13 protein-coding genes and 1 pseudogene are annotated in these 16,802 nt (G+C 72.3%); 11 read left to right on the top strand and 3 right to left on the bottom strand.

What is annotated here, in order from left to right; genetic code table 11:
• Nucleotides 1-14: 14 nt before the first annotated feature.
• From QE381_RS08095 to QE381_RS08070, 6 genes and pseudogenes are all read left to right on the top strand, one after another.
• A pseudogene (locus QE381_RS08095) lies at nucleotides 15-986 on the top strand (aldehyde dehydrogenase); the annotation flags it as partial.
• Complete coding sequence (locus QE381_RS08090; protein WP_307217100.1) at nucleotides 983-1,591, top strand: UbiX family flavin prenyltransferase; 609 nt, start codon at nucleotides 983-985, stop codon at nucleotides 1,589-1,591. The pseudogene QE381_RS08095 and the gene QE381_RS08090, both read left to right, overlap by 4 nt.
• Entirely contained in the window at nucleotides 1,588-2,976 is a 1,389-nt protein-coding gene (locus QE381_RS08085) for a UbiD family decarboxylase (RefSeq protein WP_307217098.1), read from the top strand. Before QE381_RS08090 ends, QE381_RS08085 begins: the two co-directional genes overlap by 4 nt.
• A complete protein-coding gene (locus QE381_RS08080; RefSeq protein WP_307217096.1) occupies nucleotides 2,973-4,583 on the top strand; it encodes an ABC transporter permease in 1,611 nt (536 codons plus the stop codon). Before QE381_RS08085 ends, QE381_RS08080 begins: the two co-directional genes overlap by 4 nt.
• A 74-nt stretch (nucleotides 4,584-4,657) precedes the next feature.
• A complete protein-coding gene (locus QE381_RS08075; RefSeq protein ID WP_307217094.1) occupies nucleotides 4,658-5,689 on the top strand; it encodes an ABC transporter substrate-binding protein in 1,032 nt (343 codons plus the stop codon).
• Nucleotides 5,690-5,760: 71 nt separating this feature from the next.
• Nucleotides 5,761-6,540 carry an ABC transporter ATP-binding protein gene (locus tag QE381_RS08070; RefSeq protein WP_307217092.1) on the top strand — a complete coding sequence of 260 codons (780 nt, stop codon included), beginning with the start codon at nucleotides 5,761-5,763 and terminating at the stop codon, nucleotides 6,538-6,540.
• On the opposite strand, the gene QE381_RS08065 is transcribed toward QE381_RS08070, so the two are convergent.
• A complete protein-coding gene (locus QE381_RS08065) occupies nucleotides 6,521-8,101 on the bottom strand; it encodes a molybdopterin-dependent oxidoreductase (RefSeq protein WP_307217090.1) in 1,581 nt (526 codons plus the stop codon). The genes QE381_RS08070 and QE381_RS08065 overlap by 20 nt on opposite strands.
• Before the next feature lie 6 nt (nucleotides 8,102-8,107).
• On the opposite strand from QE381_RS08065, the gene QE381_RS17840 reads away from it, so the two are divergent.
• From QE381_RS17840 to QE381_RS08050, 4 genes are read left to right on the top strand one after another with little or no spacing between them, the layout of a single operon-like run.
• Nucleotides 8,108-8,392, top strand: coding sequence for a helix-turn-helix domain-containing protein (locus QE381_RS17840; protein ID WP_373426925.1), 285 nt, complete (start codon nucleotides 8,108-8,110; stop codon nucleotides 8,390-8,392).
• A gap of 9 nt (nucleotides 8,393-8,401) precedes the next feature.
• The gene (locus QE381_RS08060) at nucleotides 8,402-10,219 is read left to right on the top strand and encodes a circularly permuted type 2 ATP-grasp protein (protein ID WP_307217087.1); all 1,818 of its coding nucleotides are present in this window, start codon (nucleotides 8,402-8,404) and stop codon (nucleotides 10,217-10,219) included.
• The gene (locus QE381_RS08055; RefSeq protein ID WP_307220443.1) at nucleotides 10,213-11,145 is read left to right on the top strand and encodes an alpha-E domain-containing protein; all 933 of its coding nucleotides are present in this window, start codon (nucleotides 10,213-10,215) and stop codon (nucleotides 11,143-11,145) included. Before QE381_RS08060 ends, QE381_RS08055 begins: the two co-directional genes overlap by 7 nt.
• On the top strand, nucleotides 11,142-11,987 hold the full coding sequence (locus QE381_RS08050) for a transglutaminase family protein (protein ID WP_307217086.1): 846 nt from the start codon (nucleotides 11,142-11,144) through the stop codon (nucleotides 11,985-11,987). Before QE381_RS08055 ends, QE381_RS08050 begins: the two co-directional genes overlap by 4 nt.
• Before the next feature lie 242 nt (nucleotides 11,988-12,229).
• Here QE381_RS08050 and QE381_RS08045 read toward each other — a convergent pair whose 3' ends face one another.
• A complete protein-coding gene (locus QE381_RS08045) occupies nucleotides 12,230-14,737 on the bottom strand; it encodes an MMPL family transporter (RefSeq protein WP_307217085.1) in 2,508 nt (835 codons plus the stop codon).
• A 182-nt stretch (nucleotides 14,738-14,919) separates the two neighbouring features.
• On the opposite strand from QE381_RS08045, the gene QE381_RS08040 reads away from it, so the two are divergent.
• Nucleotides 14,920-15,552 (top strand): TetR/AcrR family transcriptional regulator, encoded by a 633-nt coding sequence (locus QE381_RS08040; protein WP_307217084.1) that lies wholly within the window; start codon nucleotides 14,920-14,922, stop codon nucleotides 15,550-15,552.
• A 180-nt stretch (nucleotides 15,553-15,732) separates the two neighbouring features.
• On the opposite strand, the gene QE381_RS08035 is transcribed toward QE381_RS08040, so the two are convergent.
• Nucleotides 15,733-16,758, bottom strand: coding sequence for a nitronate monooxygenase family protein (locus QE381_RS08035; protein WP_307217083.1), 1,026 nt, complete (start codon nucleotides 16,756-16,758; stop codon nucleotides 15,733-15,735).
• Nucleotides 16,759-16,802 lie beyond the last annotated feature (44 nt).

Raw genomic sequence — 16,802 nt, 5'->3', positions numbered from 1 at the left:
CGTGGAACTATCCGACGCTCATGATCGTCCGGGCGCTCGCACCGGCCCTCGCGGCGGGCAACGCGGTCGTCGTCAAGCCCGCGGAGCTGACGCCCCTGTCCGCGCTGCTGCTCGCTCGCCTCGTCGCCGCGATCCTCCCGGCCGGGGTCGTGAACGTCGTCACCGGAACGGGCGCCGACGCCGGGGCCGCGCTCGCCGCCCACCCCGACGTCGATCTGATCGTGTTCACCGGGTCCCCGGACACGGCCGCGTCCATCCGGCAGACCTCGCGCGCGCGGACGATCCTCGAGCTCGGCGGCAAGGCGCCCTTCGTCGTGTTCGCGGATGCGGACCTGGACGCCGCCGTGTCGGGCGCGCTCCTGGGCGCCTTCGGCAACCAGGGGCAGAACTGCATGGCGGCCACCCGCATCCTCGTGGCGCGACCCGTTTTCGACGAGGTCGCCGAGGCGCTCGCCGCCGGTGCGGAGCGCATCGCGGTCGGCGACGGGTTCGATGCCCTGACCTCCTGCGGACCGCTCGTCTCGGCCGAGCATCGCGACCGCGTCGCCGGCGCGGTGGAGCGGGCGGTCGCCGCCGGTGCCGAGGTGCTGGCGGGCGGGGTCGTCTCCGGACACGCCTTCCTGCGTCCGACCGTGCTCCGCGGCGTCCCGCGCGACCACGAGGCGTGGACCCAGGAGATCTTCGGCCCGGTGACCCTCCTCGACGTGTTCGACACGGAGGAGGACGCCCTCGCCCTCGCCAACGACACGCGCTACGGGCTCGCCTCGAGCGTGTGGACCGCGGACGAGGGCCGCGCCGCCCGTGTCGCGCGCGGGCTGCGGGCCGGTGTCGTGTGGATCAACGCCGTCTCCCGCTTCGACGCGGCGATCCCGTTCGCGCCGCGCCGCGACAGCGGCACGGGCGTCGTCGGCGGCGTCGAGGCGTTCGAGGCGTTCTCGGTGCTGAAGAGCACCTGGACCCCGGTGTCGGAAGGAGCGGCACGATGAGCGCGACCGGCCGGCTCGTCATCGCGGTGACGGGTGCGAGCGCCCCGCACTACGCCGACCGGCTGCTCGAGGTCCTCCGCGACCGCGACGAGATCGAGACGCATCTGGTCGTCTCGCACGGTGCGCGGCGCACCCTGGCGCTCGAGCTCGACACGACCGTCGCCGCATTCAGCAGTCGCGCGGATGTCGTCCACCATCCGGACGATCTGGCCGCGCCCATCTCGTCCGGATCGTTCGCGACGCTCGGCATGGTGATCGTGCCGTGCTCCATGAAGACGCTGGGACTTGTCGCGGCCGGCATCGGCGGCGATCTCGTCTCCCGTGCCGCCGACGTGTCGCTCAAGGAGCGCCGGCGCCTGGTCCTCGCGGTCCGCGAGACGCCGCTGAGCCTCATCCACCTGCGCAACATGACCGCCGTGACCGAGGCGGGGGCCACCGTCATGCCGCCCGTGCCCGCCTTCTACCAGCGTCCCCGCACGCTGGCCGACGTCATCGATCAGACCACGGGCCGCATCCTCGAGCAGTTCGGCATCGCGCACGAGCTGTACACGCCGTGGGACGGTGCGTCGCGTCCGCGCCCCGAGGAGAAGGAGACCGCCCCGTGACCGCCCTCCCGCAGGACCTCCGCGTCTGGCTGCGCGCGTACGCCGACGAGCACGGCGACGACGTGCTCTCGCTCCCGCGACCGGTGAACGCCGACCAGGACCTCACGGCGGTCGTCGATCTGCTGAGCGCGGAGGGCCGATGGCCGGTCGTCACCGCCCCCGGCCTCGTCGGTGCCGGGGCGGACGTGCCGGTCGTGACGAACCTCTTCGCCTCGCGGGAGCGCATCGCGCGGATGCTCGGCGTGCCGCTCGACCGGCTGCACGCCGAGTACGCGGCACGCAGCGCGCGCCCGCTCCCGCTCGCGGCGGCGTCGACATCCGATCACCGCGTGACCGAGGACGTGGACCTCGCCGCCCTGCCGCTCCTGCGGCACTTCGCCTCCGACCTCGGCCCCTACATCACGAGCGGCGTCGTGCTCGCCGTGGACCCCGACACCGGCGTCGGAAACCTCAGCTACCACCGCGCGACGCCCGCGGGCGCTCGCGAGCTCGCGCTCAGCCTGCACTCGCGCGGCGACCTGTGGCGCATCCTCGCCGCCTACGAGCGTCGTGGCGAGCGGATGCCGGTGGCCATGGTCGTGGGAGCGCACCCGCTCTTCATGCTCGCCGCCTCCGCACGGGTCCCGGCGGACGTGGACGAGCGGCACGTCGCCGGTGGGCTGTTCGGCGCACCGCTCGAGGTGGTGCGGACCCCGCGGCACGGGCTGGAGGTGCCGCGGAGCGCGGAGATCGTGATCGAGGGCTGCATCGACCCGGCCGCACGGGCGCCGGAGGGCCCGTTCGGCGAGTTCAGCGGTTACAGCTCGGACCGTTCGACCCACAACGTCATGACGGTCGAGGCCGTCATGACCCGGCCCGATCCGATCCTGGTGAGCGTCACGGGCGGCCGCTCCGCGGAGCACCTGACGCTCGCGCGGTTGCCCCGGGAGTCGGAGATGGTCGACAAGCTCCGGGCGCGGTTCCCGCAGGTGCGCCGCGTGCACTACCCGAACTCGGGGACGCACTTCCACGCGTACGTCGCGATCGACCAGCGACGGCAGGGCGAAGCCCGCCAGATCATGCTCGGGCTCCTCGGCTGGGATCCGTATCTGAAGACCGTGATCGCGGTCGACGCCGACATCGACGTCACGGACGACGCTGCGGTGCTGTGGGCCATGGCCGTCCATGTCCAGCCCGCGCAGGACGTGCTCATCGTCGACGGCCTGCCGGGGAGCCCGCTCGACCCGTCCTCGTCGGCGGAGGGCACGACCTCGAGGATGGGCATCGACGCGACCCGCGCCCGGACGTTCACCGGCGTGCCGATCGTCGTCTCGGACGATGCCGCAGGGCGGGCCGCGGATCTCCTCCGCGATGCTCGTGCCGCGGCGGCGGGAGCCGAGCGATGACCGCCTCGGCGGCGGCGGCGGCGGCGGCCGGGTGGGCGTGGGCGCTGCGTGCACGCCTGCGGCCGGTCGTCCTCCCCGTCGCCGGGATCGCGGGATTCCTGCTGCTCTGGCAGCTCGCCGCCGTCACGGTGCTCGCGGACTCCTATGCCGTGCCGCCGCCGACCGCGATCGTGGCACGAGCCGTCGCCGACGTGCCGTTCGTGTGGCCCCACCTCATCCAGACCGGCTGGGAGGCATCCCTCGGCTGGTTCTTCGGCAACCTCGTCGCCGTCGGCGGCGCCGTGCTCTTCCTGCTGATCCGACCGCTGGAAGCCCTGTTCTTCCGCCTGTTCGTCGCGCTCTACTGCCTGCCGCTCGTGGCGATCGCCCCGATCCTCATCGCCGTGCTGCCCGAGGGGTGGGCACAGGTCGTCGTCTCGGCGCAGGGAGTGTTCTTCACGACGCTCATCGCGATCCTGCTCGGATTCCGATCGGCCGACGCCGCGAGCCTCGACGTCGTGCGCGCCGCGGGCGGGGGCGCGGTGTGGCAGCTCGCCCTCGTCCGGATGAAGGCGGCCCTGCCCTCCGTCTTCTCCGGCCTGCGCATCGCCGCGCCGGCATGCGTTCTCGGCGCGGTGATCGGCGAGTACCTCGGAGCCCGAGCCGGACTCGGGATCGCGATGGTCTACAGCTCGCAGAGCCTCGACATCACTCGCACGTGGGGTCTCGCGCTGTACACGGCGCTGCTCGCGGGGCTCTTCTACGCCGCCACCGCGCTCGCCGAGCGCCTCCTCGTGCCGTGGATGCGACACGGCGCCCTCGTGAGCCTTCCCGTCGGCGGGGCGCGGGGTTCCTGGCCGCGTCGGCTGGTCCTGGGAACCGGATCGTTCGTGCTGAGCGTCGCGGTGATCCTCGCGCTCTGGCAGGCGGTCGTCTCCGGATCGGGGTTGAGCGCGTACTTCATGAAGGGGCCGGCGGACGTGTTCCGCTACCTCGTCACGGATGCCGATGCGCCCGCTCACCTGCAGCGGCTGCTGTCCGGACTCGGGGTCACGCTGTTCGACACGCTGCTCGGCTTCGTCGCCGGGACGCTCGTGGCACTCGCGCTGGCCGTGCTGATGACGGTGAGCCCGACCGTGCGGTCGCTCGTGACGCCCCTCACTGTCTCGATGCGGGCCGTTCCGCTCGTCGCCCTCACCCCGCTGTTCGTGCTGATCTTCGGGCGGGGCGTCGCCGTCGTGCTCTTCATCGCAGGCCTGGTCGCGCTCTTTCCCACGCTCGTCATCGTCTCCGGCGCGCTCGCGCGCACGCCGTCGTCCGGACTGGACCTCGTGCGCGTCGGCGGCGGTTCCCGGTGGAAGGAGGTGCGCCTGGTCATGATCCCGGCGAGCGTGCCGGCCATCTTCTCCGCCGCGCGGACCGCCGCGCCGACCGCCATGCTCGGCGCCCTCCTGGCCGAGTGGCTGGCCACGGGCACGGGGCTGGGCTCGGACATGCTCCGAGCCGCAGCGGATGCGCAGTTCGCCTTCGTGTGGGCGGCCGTCGCGGCCGTCACCGCGGCGGCTTTCCTCCTGTACGGCGTCGCCACAGTGGCCGAGAGCGCGGTTCAACGACATCTCGGCCACTGATGCCTACGGCTTGCGGCTCCGTCGCAAGAGATGCACCACCTATCACAACAGTCCACCACTCAAGGAGACACGCAATGTCAGACCCTAGCAGCACCCCCTCCCGGCGCCGCGGGCGCCGTCTGGCCGCCACGATCGCCGTCGTCGCCGCCACGGCGATCGCGCTCGTCGGCTGCGCCAGCCCCTCGGCGTCGAGCGACGCCACCTCTGCCGGCGCGACGCCGGTCTCGTACCAGCTGGGGTGGCTGCCCACCGTCGAGTGGGGAGCCAACTGGCTGGCCGACGATGAGGGGATGTACGCCGCCAACGGCGTCGACTTCTCGTGGCAGCCCGGCGGACCCAACGTGACCTCCGACACGGTCGTGGCGTCCGGGAAGGCGCTGGTGGGATCCTCCAACGCCGACACGATCGCCAAGGCGATCTCCGAGGGCGCCGACCTGAAGATCTTCGGCGCGGCCTTCCAGAAGAACCCGTTCTGCATCCTCAGCCTGGCCGACAAGCCCATCAACACCCCGCAGGACATGATCGGCAAGCGCATCGGCGTGGCCGCGGGCAACCAGACCGCGTTCGACCTGCTCCTCAAGATCAACGGCATCGACCCCTCGCAGGTCACCGTCGTGCCGGTGCAGTACGACCCCGCTCCCGTGGCCAACGGCGAGGTCGACGGCCAGGTCGTGTTCTCGATCAACGAGCCGACCCAGCTGGAGAAGAAGGGCTTCAAGACCCATGTCATGCTCTTCGCGGACCACGGCTACGACGTCCTCGCCGACGTGTTCGTCGCCACGAACGAGACGATCGAGAAGAACCCGGAGGCCCTCGCGGCGTTCCTGAAGGCCACGCGCCAGGGCTACCAGGCCCTCATGGACGACCCGCAGAAGGCCGCAGAGCTCACGGTGCAGAAGTACGGCAAGGACCAGGGGCTCGACCTGGACCAGCAGGTGCTCGAGGCCAAGGCGATGAAGGACCTCATCCTCACGCCCGACGTGACCACGCCCTTGGCGCTGACGAAGGACGCGATGGCGGCCAACATCAAGACGATCGGGATGCTGGGGATCTCGGTGACGGCCGACCAGCTGTTCACGACCAAGATCCTCGACATGATCAACTGACGCGGCTGCTCCCGGGATCGGGTGTGGCCGATCCCGGGAGCAGTTCGCCCCTGCGACGGAAGGGCCCGCACATGGCCGACGGAATCGAGATCTCCGGCCTCACCAAACAGTTCACGTCCGGGCGCACCGTCGTCACGGCGATCGACGGCGTCGACCTCCGCTCGCCCGCGGGCTCGTTCGTCTCGCTGCTCGGTCCTTCGGGCTGCGGCAAGAGCACGATCCTGAGGATCCTTGCCGACCTCGACGTGCCGACCTCCGGCACCGTGACGGTCGACGGGGCCTCGCCGGCGGCCCTGCGCCGCAGCCACCGTCTCGGTGTCGCGTTCCAGGACCCGGCGCTGCTGCCCTGGCGGACGGTGCTGAAGAACATCCGGCTCCCGCGCACCGTGGCGCGCGCGCCGTTCCCTCCCGCGCGCGCCGCCGAGCTGATCGAGCTGGTGGGGCTGCGGGGCTTCGAGCAGACCACGCCGGCACACCTCTCCGGCGGGATGCGCCAGCGCGTCGCGGTCGCGCGAGCGCTCGTCGGCGACCCGCGGCTGCTGCTTCTCGACGAGCCGTTCGGCGCGCTCGACGACATGACGCGTCAGCGGCTGAACCTCGAGCTCCAGCGCATCTGGATGATGTCGCGTGCCACGACGCTCATGGTCACGCACAGCATCCGGGAGGCCGTCCTGCTCTCGGACAGCGTCGCGGTCATGAGCGCGCGTCCGGGCCGGATCGTCGCCGTCGTGCCGATCGACCTGCCCCGACCGCGGGACGTGGGCACGCTGACGTCGCCGCGGTTCCACGAGCTGTGCGATCGGCTCGAGCGCCTGCTGTTCGAGGGGGCGCTCAGCGCACCGTCACGCTGACCTCGTCCCACCCCGTCGCACCGTCGGGCGCCGGCGGGGCGAGCGCGGCGGTCTGGGTCTCGCCCGTCGTGCTCGTCGCCCGGCAGCGGATCGTGTGGCTCCCGGATGTCGCGGCCCACGGCAGCGACCACTGCACCCACGTGTCGCCCGAGATCGGCGCAGCAAGCGTCGCCGGTTGCCATGCGCCGCCGTCGACCTGCACCTCCACGCCCCGGACCCCGGTGTGCTGCTGCCAGGCGACGCCGGCGATGACGGCGTCGCCTGGATCGATCGACGCGCCGCCGCGGGGCACGTCGATACGCGACGCGAGCTTGATCGGGCCGCGCTCGGACCAGCCGCGTGTCGTCCAGTAGGCGGTCGCGTCCGCGAAGCGCGTGACCTCGAGGTCGGTCACCCACTTGGTCGCCGAGACGTAGCCGTAGAGGCCGGGGACGACCATGCGCACCGGGAAGCCGTGCTCGAGCGGCAGCGGCTCGCCGTTCATCCCGACGGCGAGGATCGCCTCGCGCCCCGGGTCGGTGAGGGCGTCGAGCGGGGTGCCGGCCGTGAAGCCGTCCTGCGAGGTCGAGAGCACCATGTCCGCGCCGTCGCGGGGAACCGCTCGTGCGAGCAGCTCGCGGATCGGGTGCCCGAGCCAGATCGCGGTGCCGATGAGGTCCCCGCCGACCTCGTTCGACACGCACGTGAGCGTCGTCGCGCTCTCGGCGAGGGGCAGGGCGAGCAGCTCGTCCCACGTGAGCGTGACCTCGTTCTCGACGAGACCGTGGATGCGCAGTCGCCATGCGGCGGGATCGATCTGCGGGACGACGAGGGCGGTGTCGATCCGGTAGAAGTCGGCGTTGGGGGTGATCGCCGGGGACAGGCCGGGGATGCCGAGCTCGGCGCCCGCGGGGACGGACACGGTCCTCGTGGCCCTCGGCAGCGTGATCGCCGCGCGCGCGGCGGCGACGGCGCGGCCGCCCGCGCGCAGCGCGGTGGACCCGAGGGTCGCGAGCACGCCGACGCCGGCCGCGGCGCCGGTCCACACGAGGAAGGCGCGTCGGCTGGGAGCGGGCCGCGGGACGGGGGTCGCGACGGATGCGGCGGTCCCGGCAGCATCCGGGCTCGCCGGCGCCGGACGGTGCGGAACGCCGGGAGCCGTCGATCGGCGCAGGAGCAGGGGGAGGACGAGCACCGCGGCGGTGGCGGCGGCCGCCGCGGGCAGCCAGGACAGCGCCGTCGCGTCCGCGCGGGAGACGGAGGCGGCGACGCCCAGCATCCCGAGCAGCACGAGGACCGTGCGTCCCCACGGCGGCAGCCGACGCTCGAGCGTCCCGAGGCCCGCGGCGACCGCCAGCAGCACCAGCACGACGCCCGTGAGGAGCGCGGCCTTGTCGCCCGTGCCGAACAGGGCGATCGCGGCATCCTTGGCCCAGGCCGGGGCGAGGTCGATCGCGGCTGAGCCGACGGCGGCGATCGGGCTCGTGCCCACGAGCGCACCGGCCAGCTCCCCGATGCCGACGCCGAACACGGTCGCGGCGACGCCGGCGGCCGCCGCTCGTCCCGTCGCTTCGCGTCGCACGGCCCGATGCTAACCCCGAACCCCTTGTCCCCGCCGAGAACCCCGCGTCGCGGGCTCGAGACGCGGGGGCCGGGAGGATCGAGGGATGGACGAGAACGCCGGGTCGCTCATGGATCGTGCGTTCCTCGAGCTCGGCACGTTCCAGGCGGCCGCGCACGTCAGCCGCTCTCGGACATCGCACGTCGCGCCGGGCTGCCGGTCGCCACGTGCCATCGGATCGTCGAGCGGCTCACCGAGCGGGGCGCAGCCCGCGCGGGCGGGGAAACATCGGCGCAACACGCGGCCCACTAGGCTCATCGCATGGGTGACCTTTTCGACGGCTACGGCTCCATACTCGCGCCGCGAAAGACCCCTCAGGGCCTTCCCGCCTTCGACGAGATGTTCGGCGAGTCGGCCGACCCCGGGACCTCTCGCCGCGCCTACCGCGAGCTGCATCAGGCCCTGGCGCGCATGACGCAGGAGGAGCTCCGGGGGCGCACCGAGGCGCTGGCCAGCTCCTATCTCGCGCAGGGCGTCACCTTCGACTTCGCCGGCGAGGAGCGCCCCTTCCCGCTCGACGCCGTGCCCCGCATCATCGACTACGCCGAGTGGAGCGAGATCGAGGCGGGCGTCAAGCAGCGCGTGCGCGCGCTCGAGGCGTTCCTCGACGACGCGTACGGACGGCAGAACTGCGTGCGCGACGGGGTCATCCCGGCGCAGCTGATCGCGTCGAGCCAGTACTTCTACCGCCAGGCGGCCGGCATCCACTCGGCCAACGGCGTCCGCATCCAGGTGTCCGGGATCGACCTGATCCGCGACGAGCACGGCAAGATGCGCGTGCTGGAGGACAACGTGCGCGTGCCCTCGGGCGTGAGCTACGTGATCTCGAACCGTCGTGTCATGGCGCAGACGCTGCCGGAGCTGTTCGTCTCGATGCGGGTGCGGCCGGTCGGCGACTACCCCAACAAGCTGCTCGCGGCGCTGCGCGCCTCGGCGCCCTCCGGCATCGACGACCCGAACGTCGTCGTGCTGACCCCGGGCGTGTACAACTCGGCCTACTTCGAGCACACGCTCCTCGCCCGCCTCATGGGCGTCGAGCTCGTGGAGGGCCGCGACCTGCTGTGCATGGGCGGCAAGGTCTTCATGCGCACGACCCGCGGCCCGCGTCGCGTCGACGTCATCTACCGCCGCGTCGACGACGACTTCCTCGATCCGCTGCAGTTCCGTGCCGACTCGATGCTCGGCTCCCCGGGGCTCATGCTCGCGGCGCGCATGGGAAACGTCACGATCGCGAACGCGGTCGGCAACGGCGTCGCGGACGACAAGCTCCTCTACACCTACACGCCCGACCTCATCCGCTACTACCTCTCGGAGGAGCCGATCCTGCCGATCGTCGACACCTGGCGGCTGGAGGAGCCGGCAGCCCTCGAGGAGGTGCTCGACCGGCTCGACCAGCTCGTGGTCAAGCCCGTCGACGGCTCCGGCGGCAAGGGGCTGGTCGTGGGACCGGATGCGTCGCGCGCCGAGCTCGACGAGCTCCGTGCCAAGCTGCAGGCCGACCCGCGCGGCTGGATCGCGCAGCCGGTCGTGATGCTCTCGACGATCCCGACGCTCGTGGAGGACGGCATGCGGCCGCGGCACGCGGACCTGCGTCCGTTCGCGGTCAACGACGGCGACGACATCTGGGTCCTCCCCGGTGGCCTCACCCGCGTGGCGCTCCCGGAGGGGCAGCTCGTGGTGAACTCCAGCCAGGGGGGCGGCTCGAAGGACACCTGGGTCGTGGGCGGTGCCGCTCCCGGTCACGTGGAGTACGGCCAGGGCCATGGGCTCGCCGGCCTCGTGGCGGACCAGGCCTCGACCGTCACCCAGGCGCTCCCCGTCATCACGGATGCCGAGGCGGCGGCCGCGCGGAGCGCCGACGCCGAGATCACCCATTCGCCGCACGACGCGCCGCGCTCGACGTCCGAGCAGCAGCAACAGCAGCAGCAGTCGCGTTCCGCCTCCCCTCCCTCTCCCCACCATGTCCCACTTTCGACCGCTCGCGGCATCGCCGAGCGGTCGAAAGTGGGACATGGTGGGGTCGAAAGTGGGACATGCCCGGTGGGGCAGCAGGAAGGGGGTGAGGCGGGATGCTGCTGAGTCGCATCGCCGAGAGCCTCTTCTGGATCGGCCGCTACGTCGAGCGCAGCGACGGCACCGCCCGCATCCTCGACGTCCACCTCCAGCTCCTCCTCGAAGACCCCTGGATCGATGAGGACACCGCCTGCCGCTCGCTCCTGTCGGTCATGGGCGCGGAGCTCCCGGATGCCGACGAGCAGGTCTCGCGCGAGGACGTGCTGTCGCGCCTCGCGATCGACCGCGGCAACGCGTCGAGCATCGTCTACTCGCTGACCGCCGCCCGCGAGAACGCCCGGCGTGCGCGCGAGATCGTCTCCACCGAGCTGTGGGAATGCCTGAACACGACGAACGCGCGGATGCCGTGGCGGCTGCAGTCCGACCGCAGCCACGCCTTCTTCCAGTGGGTGCGTGAGCGCTCCGCGCTCGCCGTCGGCATCGTCGACTCCTCCACGAGCCGTGACGAGGCGTGGCAGTTCTTCACCCTCGGCCGCTCGATCGAGCGCACCGACATGACCGCGCGGCTGCTCGCGACCCGCTCCCTCACCGAGGCGTCCGGCCCGTCGTGGACGACGATCCTCCGCTCGTGCGGCGCCTACGAGGCCTACGTCCGCACGTACCGCGGCATGCCGAGCGCCCGCAACGCCGCCGAGTTCCTGCTGCTCGACCGGCTCTTCCCGCGTTCGATCATCTACTCGATCTCGCGCGCGGAGGAGTGCATCAGCGAGATCGACCCGCGCGTGGACCGGGTCGGGCACTCCAACCAGGTCCAGCGCGCGCTCGGCCGCATCCGCAACGACCTCGAGTACCGGCCGGTGAGCGAGATCCTCGCCGAGCTGCCGGCGTACATGCTCCGCGTGCAGCGGGTCACGCGGGAGGCGTCCGAGGCGATCCGGCAGCGATTCTTCCCCACCCAGGCCGAGCCCAGCTGGATCGGAGAGATCTCATGAAGCGGCTGCGCATCGAGCACCAGACCGGGTTCGCCTACGAGGGCGATGTCTCGGCGTCCTACAACGAGGCGAGGATGCTGCCGGGCACGACCGACAGCCAGTTCGTGCTGAGCTCGTCGATCGAGCTCGAGCCCCAGACGTCCGTCAACACCTACGTCGACTACTTCGGCACGCGGGTCAGCGTCTTCGACGTGCTCTCGCCGCACCGGATGCTGACCATCACCGCCCGCTCGCTCGTCGAGGTGCGCCCGCGGCCGATCGAGCACACCGGCATCACCTGGGACCGCCTGCGCGCCGAGGCGGGCCGCACGATCGAGACGGTCGAACAGCTGACGCAGTCCGCCCGGACGGACCCGCATCCGGAGGTGGCGGAGATCGCCCGTGCGATCGCGGCGCGCCACGACGACCCGGGCCCCGCCGCGCACGACATCTGCATGACGATCGGGGACGCGGTCGAGTACGTCTACGGCGTGACCGGCGTGCACTCGACCGCCGCCGAGGCGTGGGAGGCCCGCAAGGGCGTGTGCCAGGACATCGCGCACATCGCGATCGGTGCGCTGCGATCGGTCGGGATCCCCGCCCGTTACGTCTCCGGATACCTCCACCCGCGCGAGAACGCCGAGATCGGGGTGGCGGTCAAGGGCGAGTCCCACGCCTGGGTCGAGTGGTTCGCGGGGGAGTGGACGGGGTTCGACCCGACGAACAACGCCGAGATCGGCGACCGGCACGTGCTGGTCGGCCGCGGCCGCGACTACAACGACGTCCCGCCGCTGCGCGGTGTGTACGCGGGACCCTACAAGGGCAAGCTCGACGTCAGGGTCACGATCACGCGCGAGGCTTGAGATCGCCTGACGGCCTCCCGGCCGGCGGCGTCTCGTGCGCGGCCCGGGTCGCCCCCTCGTGCCGTCCTGCGGGGATCGTGTGCGACACGCCGTGCCGCGGCATCCCGCACCGGCGTGTTCATCACGATCCCCGCAGGTGCGGATGTCGCGGCGGCCCGGCGCGCACCGCCCCGGACGGGAGCCGGAGGTCGGCGTGCGGCAGCGACCGCCCGGACAGGGGGCGGCGCGGCGGTCCGGTCGGGTCAGTGGAGGGCGTGCGTGCGCTCGAGCTTCGCGCCCTCCACGTCGACGTCCGGGATGATCCGGTCGAGCCAGCGCGGCAGCCACCACGCGCCCTTGCCCACGAGGTGCATGAGGGCGGGGACGAGCAGCATCCGCACGACGAACGCGTCGAACAGGACGCCGATCGCGAGCCCGAAGCCGATCGGCCGGATCATCGAGAGGTGGCTGAAGATGAAGCCGCCGAACACGCTCATCATGATGATCGCCGCGGCCGTCACGACCGCTCGGCCGTTGCGGCGGCCGGCGACGACCGCCTCCTGAGCCGGGATGCCGTGCGCGAACGCCTCGCGCATGCCCGAGACGAGGAAGAGCTGGTAGTCCATCGCGAGACCGAACAGCACACCCATGATGAGGATCGGCGCGAAGCTCAGCACCGGGCCCGGATCGTGCACCCCGAAGATCGCCGAGAGCCAGCCCCACTGGTAGATCGCGGTGATCGCGCCGAGGGCCGCGAACAGCGACAGCACGTACCCGGCGGTCGCGATCAGCGGCACCAGGAGCGAGCGGAACACGATGATCAGGATGATGAGGGAGAGCCCCACGACGACCGCGAGATAGACGGGCAGTGCATCGGCGAGCTTCTGCGACACGTCGATGTTGCCGGATGCCTGTCCCGCGACGCCGAGCGAGATCTCGCCCGAGACGGGACCGTCGACCGTGAGCGGCGAGAGCTCGCGCAGATCGTGCACGAGCGTCTCGGTCGCGGCGCTGGCCGGTCCGCTCTCGGGGATCAGCTGGAACGCGATCAGGGTGCGACTGCTCGACACCGCGATCGGGGCGACGCCGGCGACGTCGTCCTGCGCCATCAGGACCCCCGCGATCGCCGCCTCCTGCGTCGTCTCGTCGTCCTCCGAGACGGCGCTGGGCAGCTCCGCGACGATCAGGAGCGGACCGTTCTGACCGGCGCCGAACGCCTTATCGATCGCCATGTACGAGCGGTACTGCGTCGTGTCGGTCGCCTCCGAGCTGCCGTCGGGGAGCCCGAGGCGCATCGAGAGGGCCGGGATGGCGATGATCAGCAGCGCGACGACGGTCACGAGCACCGTGCCGACCGCCCCCCACGTGTTCAGGCGTCGCAGCGGCTTCGGCGCGTGCGCCTCGTGACCGATCGTGGCGCGCGCCCGCCGCCCGAGCGCCCGCGTGCCGAGAAGGCCCAGGATGGCCGGCGTCAGCGTCACCGACACGAGCACCGCGATCAGCACGCACGCCGCGCCCACGATGCCCATGACGCCGAGGAAGGGGATGCCGGTCACGAGCAGCGCCACGAGCGCCACGATCACGGTCGATCCGGCGAACACGACGGCGTTGCCCGCGGTGCCGTTGGCGAGGGCGATCGAGTCCCGCACCGCCATCCCCTGCAGCAGCTGCTTGCGATGGCGGTTGAGGATGAACAGGGAGTAGTCGATGCCGACCGCGAGACCGAGCATGACCCCGAGGACGGGGGTCACGGACGCCATCTGCACGACACCGGAGAACGCCAGCGACGCGGTCACCCCTATCCCGACGCCCACGACCGAGCTGATGAGCGGGGTGATCGCGGGCAGGATCGCGCGCATCATGACGATGAGCACGATGAGGGCGATCGCGACGCCGATCAGTTCGCCCGCGCCGAGGATGCCGCCCAGCTGGGTGGCGATCGTGGACGAGTAGTCCACCGTCACCCCCGGGATGCCGGCGTCGTCGAGGATGCCGGCGACCGCGCTCTTGGTGTCCGGCGAGAGCGTGAACAGGTCGTCGCGGAACGCGACCGTGCCGACGGCCGTGGCGTCGTCGCTCGAGACCGTCTGCAGCTTCGCGGCGTACTGCACGAGCTTCTCGCCGCTGTCGAGCGTGGTCTGCTGGGCGGCGAGCTTCGCCCGGCCGTCGGTGATCTGCTGGGCGGACTGCTGCAGCGTCTGCTTCTGCGCGTCGAGCTGCTGCTGCTGCGCGTCGAGCTGGGCGAGCACCGCGGCCGGAGCGCTTGCCGCGCTCGCCCGTGCCCGGGCCTCATCCAGCTGGGTCTGCGCGGACTGGAGCTGCGCGGTGCCCGCGTCGATCTGCTTCTGCGAGTCGTCGAGCTGGGTCGTGGCCGCCTGGAGCTGTGCACGTCCATCCTCGAGCTGCTGCTCCTGAGCCGCGCGCTGCGTCTGCGCGTCGAACGGGTCGACCGTCCGTGTCACGCCGTCGACGCCCTCGACATCCTTCAGGGTCGCGGCGATCCGCTGCTTCTGCTCGTCCGTGAACGGCTGGCCGTCATCGGTGCGGAACACGACCTGCGCCGTCGCGCCCTTGGCGTCGGGCAGCTCGTCGGCGAGCTGATCCGTCACCCGCTGCGTCTCGGTGCCGGGGATCGTGAACGACTGCGCCAGCGTGCCGCCGAACGCGGCGAACGCGCCGCCGCTCAGACCCAGCAGCAGGACCCACGAGACGATCACGATCCAGGAGCGTCGCGCGCTGAAGCGGCCGAGCCGGGCGAGGAGAGAAGCCATGGCGGGTCTTTCCGTTGAGGGGAGGGGGAGAGCCGTCCACGACGGTGACGAGCGGCACCCCCAGCGTATTCCGTCATCTGTCGGAAAGACGGCACGGCGAGGGGAACTCCCAGCAACCTCACCAGCGCGCGCCCGTGCGGCGCGAACGCCCATGGCACGCCGGGATGAGCGAGAATCGACGCATGGCTCAGGGGGCGGAGGCGGACGACGCGTCGAGGGTCGACCCTCGCGTCGTGCGGACGCGCACGGCTCTGCAGGACGCGCTCCTCGCACTCGCGCTCGCCCGGCCGCTCGAGGAGATCACGGTGAGCGACATCGTCGAGTGCGCCGGCGTGAACCGATCGAGCTTCTACCAGCACTACGCCGACAAGGACCGGCTGCTCTCCGACGCCCTGAGCCGTGATCTGGACGAGGTGGCGGCGCGTGTCGCGGAGCGGACGGGGCCGCCCGAGTTCGTGGCAGGCGTGCCCGCGGAGCTCGTCGTGTACCTCGAGCACATCGCCGCCAACGTCGAGCTGTTCCGGCGGGTGCTGGGGCCGCATGCGACCTCGGCGGGGGCGGAGAGCCTCCGTGACCGGATCGTCGAGGTCGTCGGCACGGCGATCGCGCCGACCCTGCCGATCGCCTTCGAGGGAGTGCCCCGTGAGGTTGTCGCGGCGGGGATCGCGGGCAGCGTCCTGGCGGTCGTGGGGGAGTGGCTGCGCCACGATCCGCTCGAGCCCGTCCCCGCGGTCGCGCACTGGGTGTGGTCGGTGCTGACCGGGCTCGGGGTCATGAGGCTGCGCGTCGAATCGGCGCTCACACCGGAGGAGTGACCGCCGGGCCGGCCAGTGTCCCGGGTGTCGGGGGGGCGAGGCGTGCCCGATCTGCGGGGATCGTGCGCGGCGCGCCGGGTATCGGGGGTGGTGGTCGGCGTGTCGTGCCCGATCCCCGCAGCTGCGGATGCGGACCCCGGGTGGATGGGGAGACCGGGAACGGGCCGCGCTCCGGGCCGGTCAGCGGGGGATGCCGGCGGACAGCTCGGCGAACACCGCGTCGGCGTCGTCGCCGCGCGCCAGCGACGCGGCCTGACCCGACCAGAGGGACTGGAGATCGCCCTCGCCCCGCCGGTTCGCCTCCTGCCGCAGCGCGCCGACGACCCAGCTCTGACCGGGGAACGGGGCGATCTGGCCGGCCTCGACCGTCTCGATCAGCCGATTCGGGATGCCGCGTGCCAGACGCCCCGTCGCGGCGCGCGTGAGGACGGTCCCGTCGTCGGCGACCCGTGCGAGCGCGGCGCGGTGCGACGCGGTCGCCGCCGACTGGCGGGTGCGCAGGAACGCGGTCCCGACCTGGACGCCCGAGGCCCCGAGCGCGAAGGCGGCGGCGACCCCGCGCCGGTCGGCGACCCCGCCCGCGGCGATCACCGGGATCCGGACCGCGTCCACGACCTGCGGCACGAGCGCGAAGGCTCCCACGAGCGAACGCTCGGCGGGTCGCAGGAACGACACCCGGTGCCCGCCCGCCTCGAAGCCGCTCGCCACGACCGCGTCCGCGCCGGCGCGCTCGACCGCGACGGCCTCGGCGACCGTGGTGGCGGCTCCCACCAGAAGGATGCCCGCGGCGCGGAAGCGGTCCACGACGTGGGCCGGCGGCATCCCGAACACGAAGCTCGCGACGGCCGGCCGGGCCTCGAGCAGCGCGTCGAGCTGTGCGTCGACGTCGGGCAGCGCCGGCCGTCCCGACGGCACCGGGAGGCCGAGCCGCTCGTACAGGGGCGCGACGGTGGCGAGGGGGCCGGTGAGATCGACCGCGTCGATCGGCACCTCGTCGTCGGCCGGCATCCAGAGGTTCAGCGCGAAGGGGCGGTCGGTCGCGGCGCGCAGCTGCGCCGCCGTCTCGAGGATGCGGTCGGGCGAGTAGCCGTAGAGGCCGAACGAGCCGAGCCCGCCCGCCTCGCTCACCGCCGCGGTGAGGGCGACGGAGGACATCCCCCCGAAAGGGCCGAGGACGATCGGGACCGGGCAGCCGAGCAGCGTCATGGGACCAGCATGCCCCTCCCCGCCGCGCCTGACGCGGCATGTCT

The organism is Microbacterium sp. SORGH_AS_0888, from assembly GCF_030818905.1.
Classification (GTDB): Bacteria; Actinomycetota; Actinomycetes; order Actinomycetales; family Microbacteriaceae; genus Microbacterium.
Note: the sequence above shows the minus strand (reverse complement) of the source record. Positions and strands in the feature narration are given on the sequence as shown.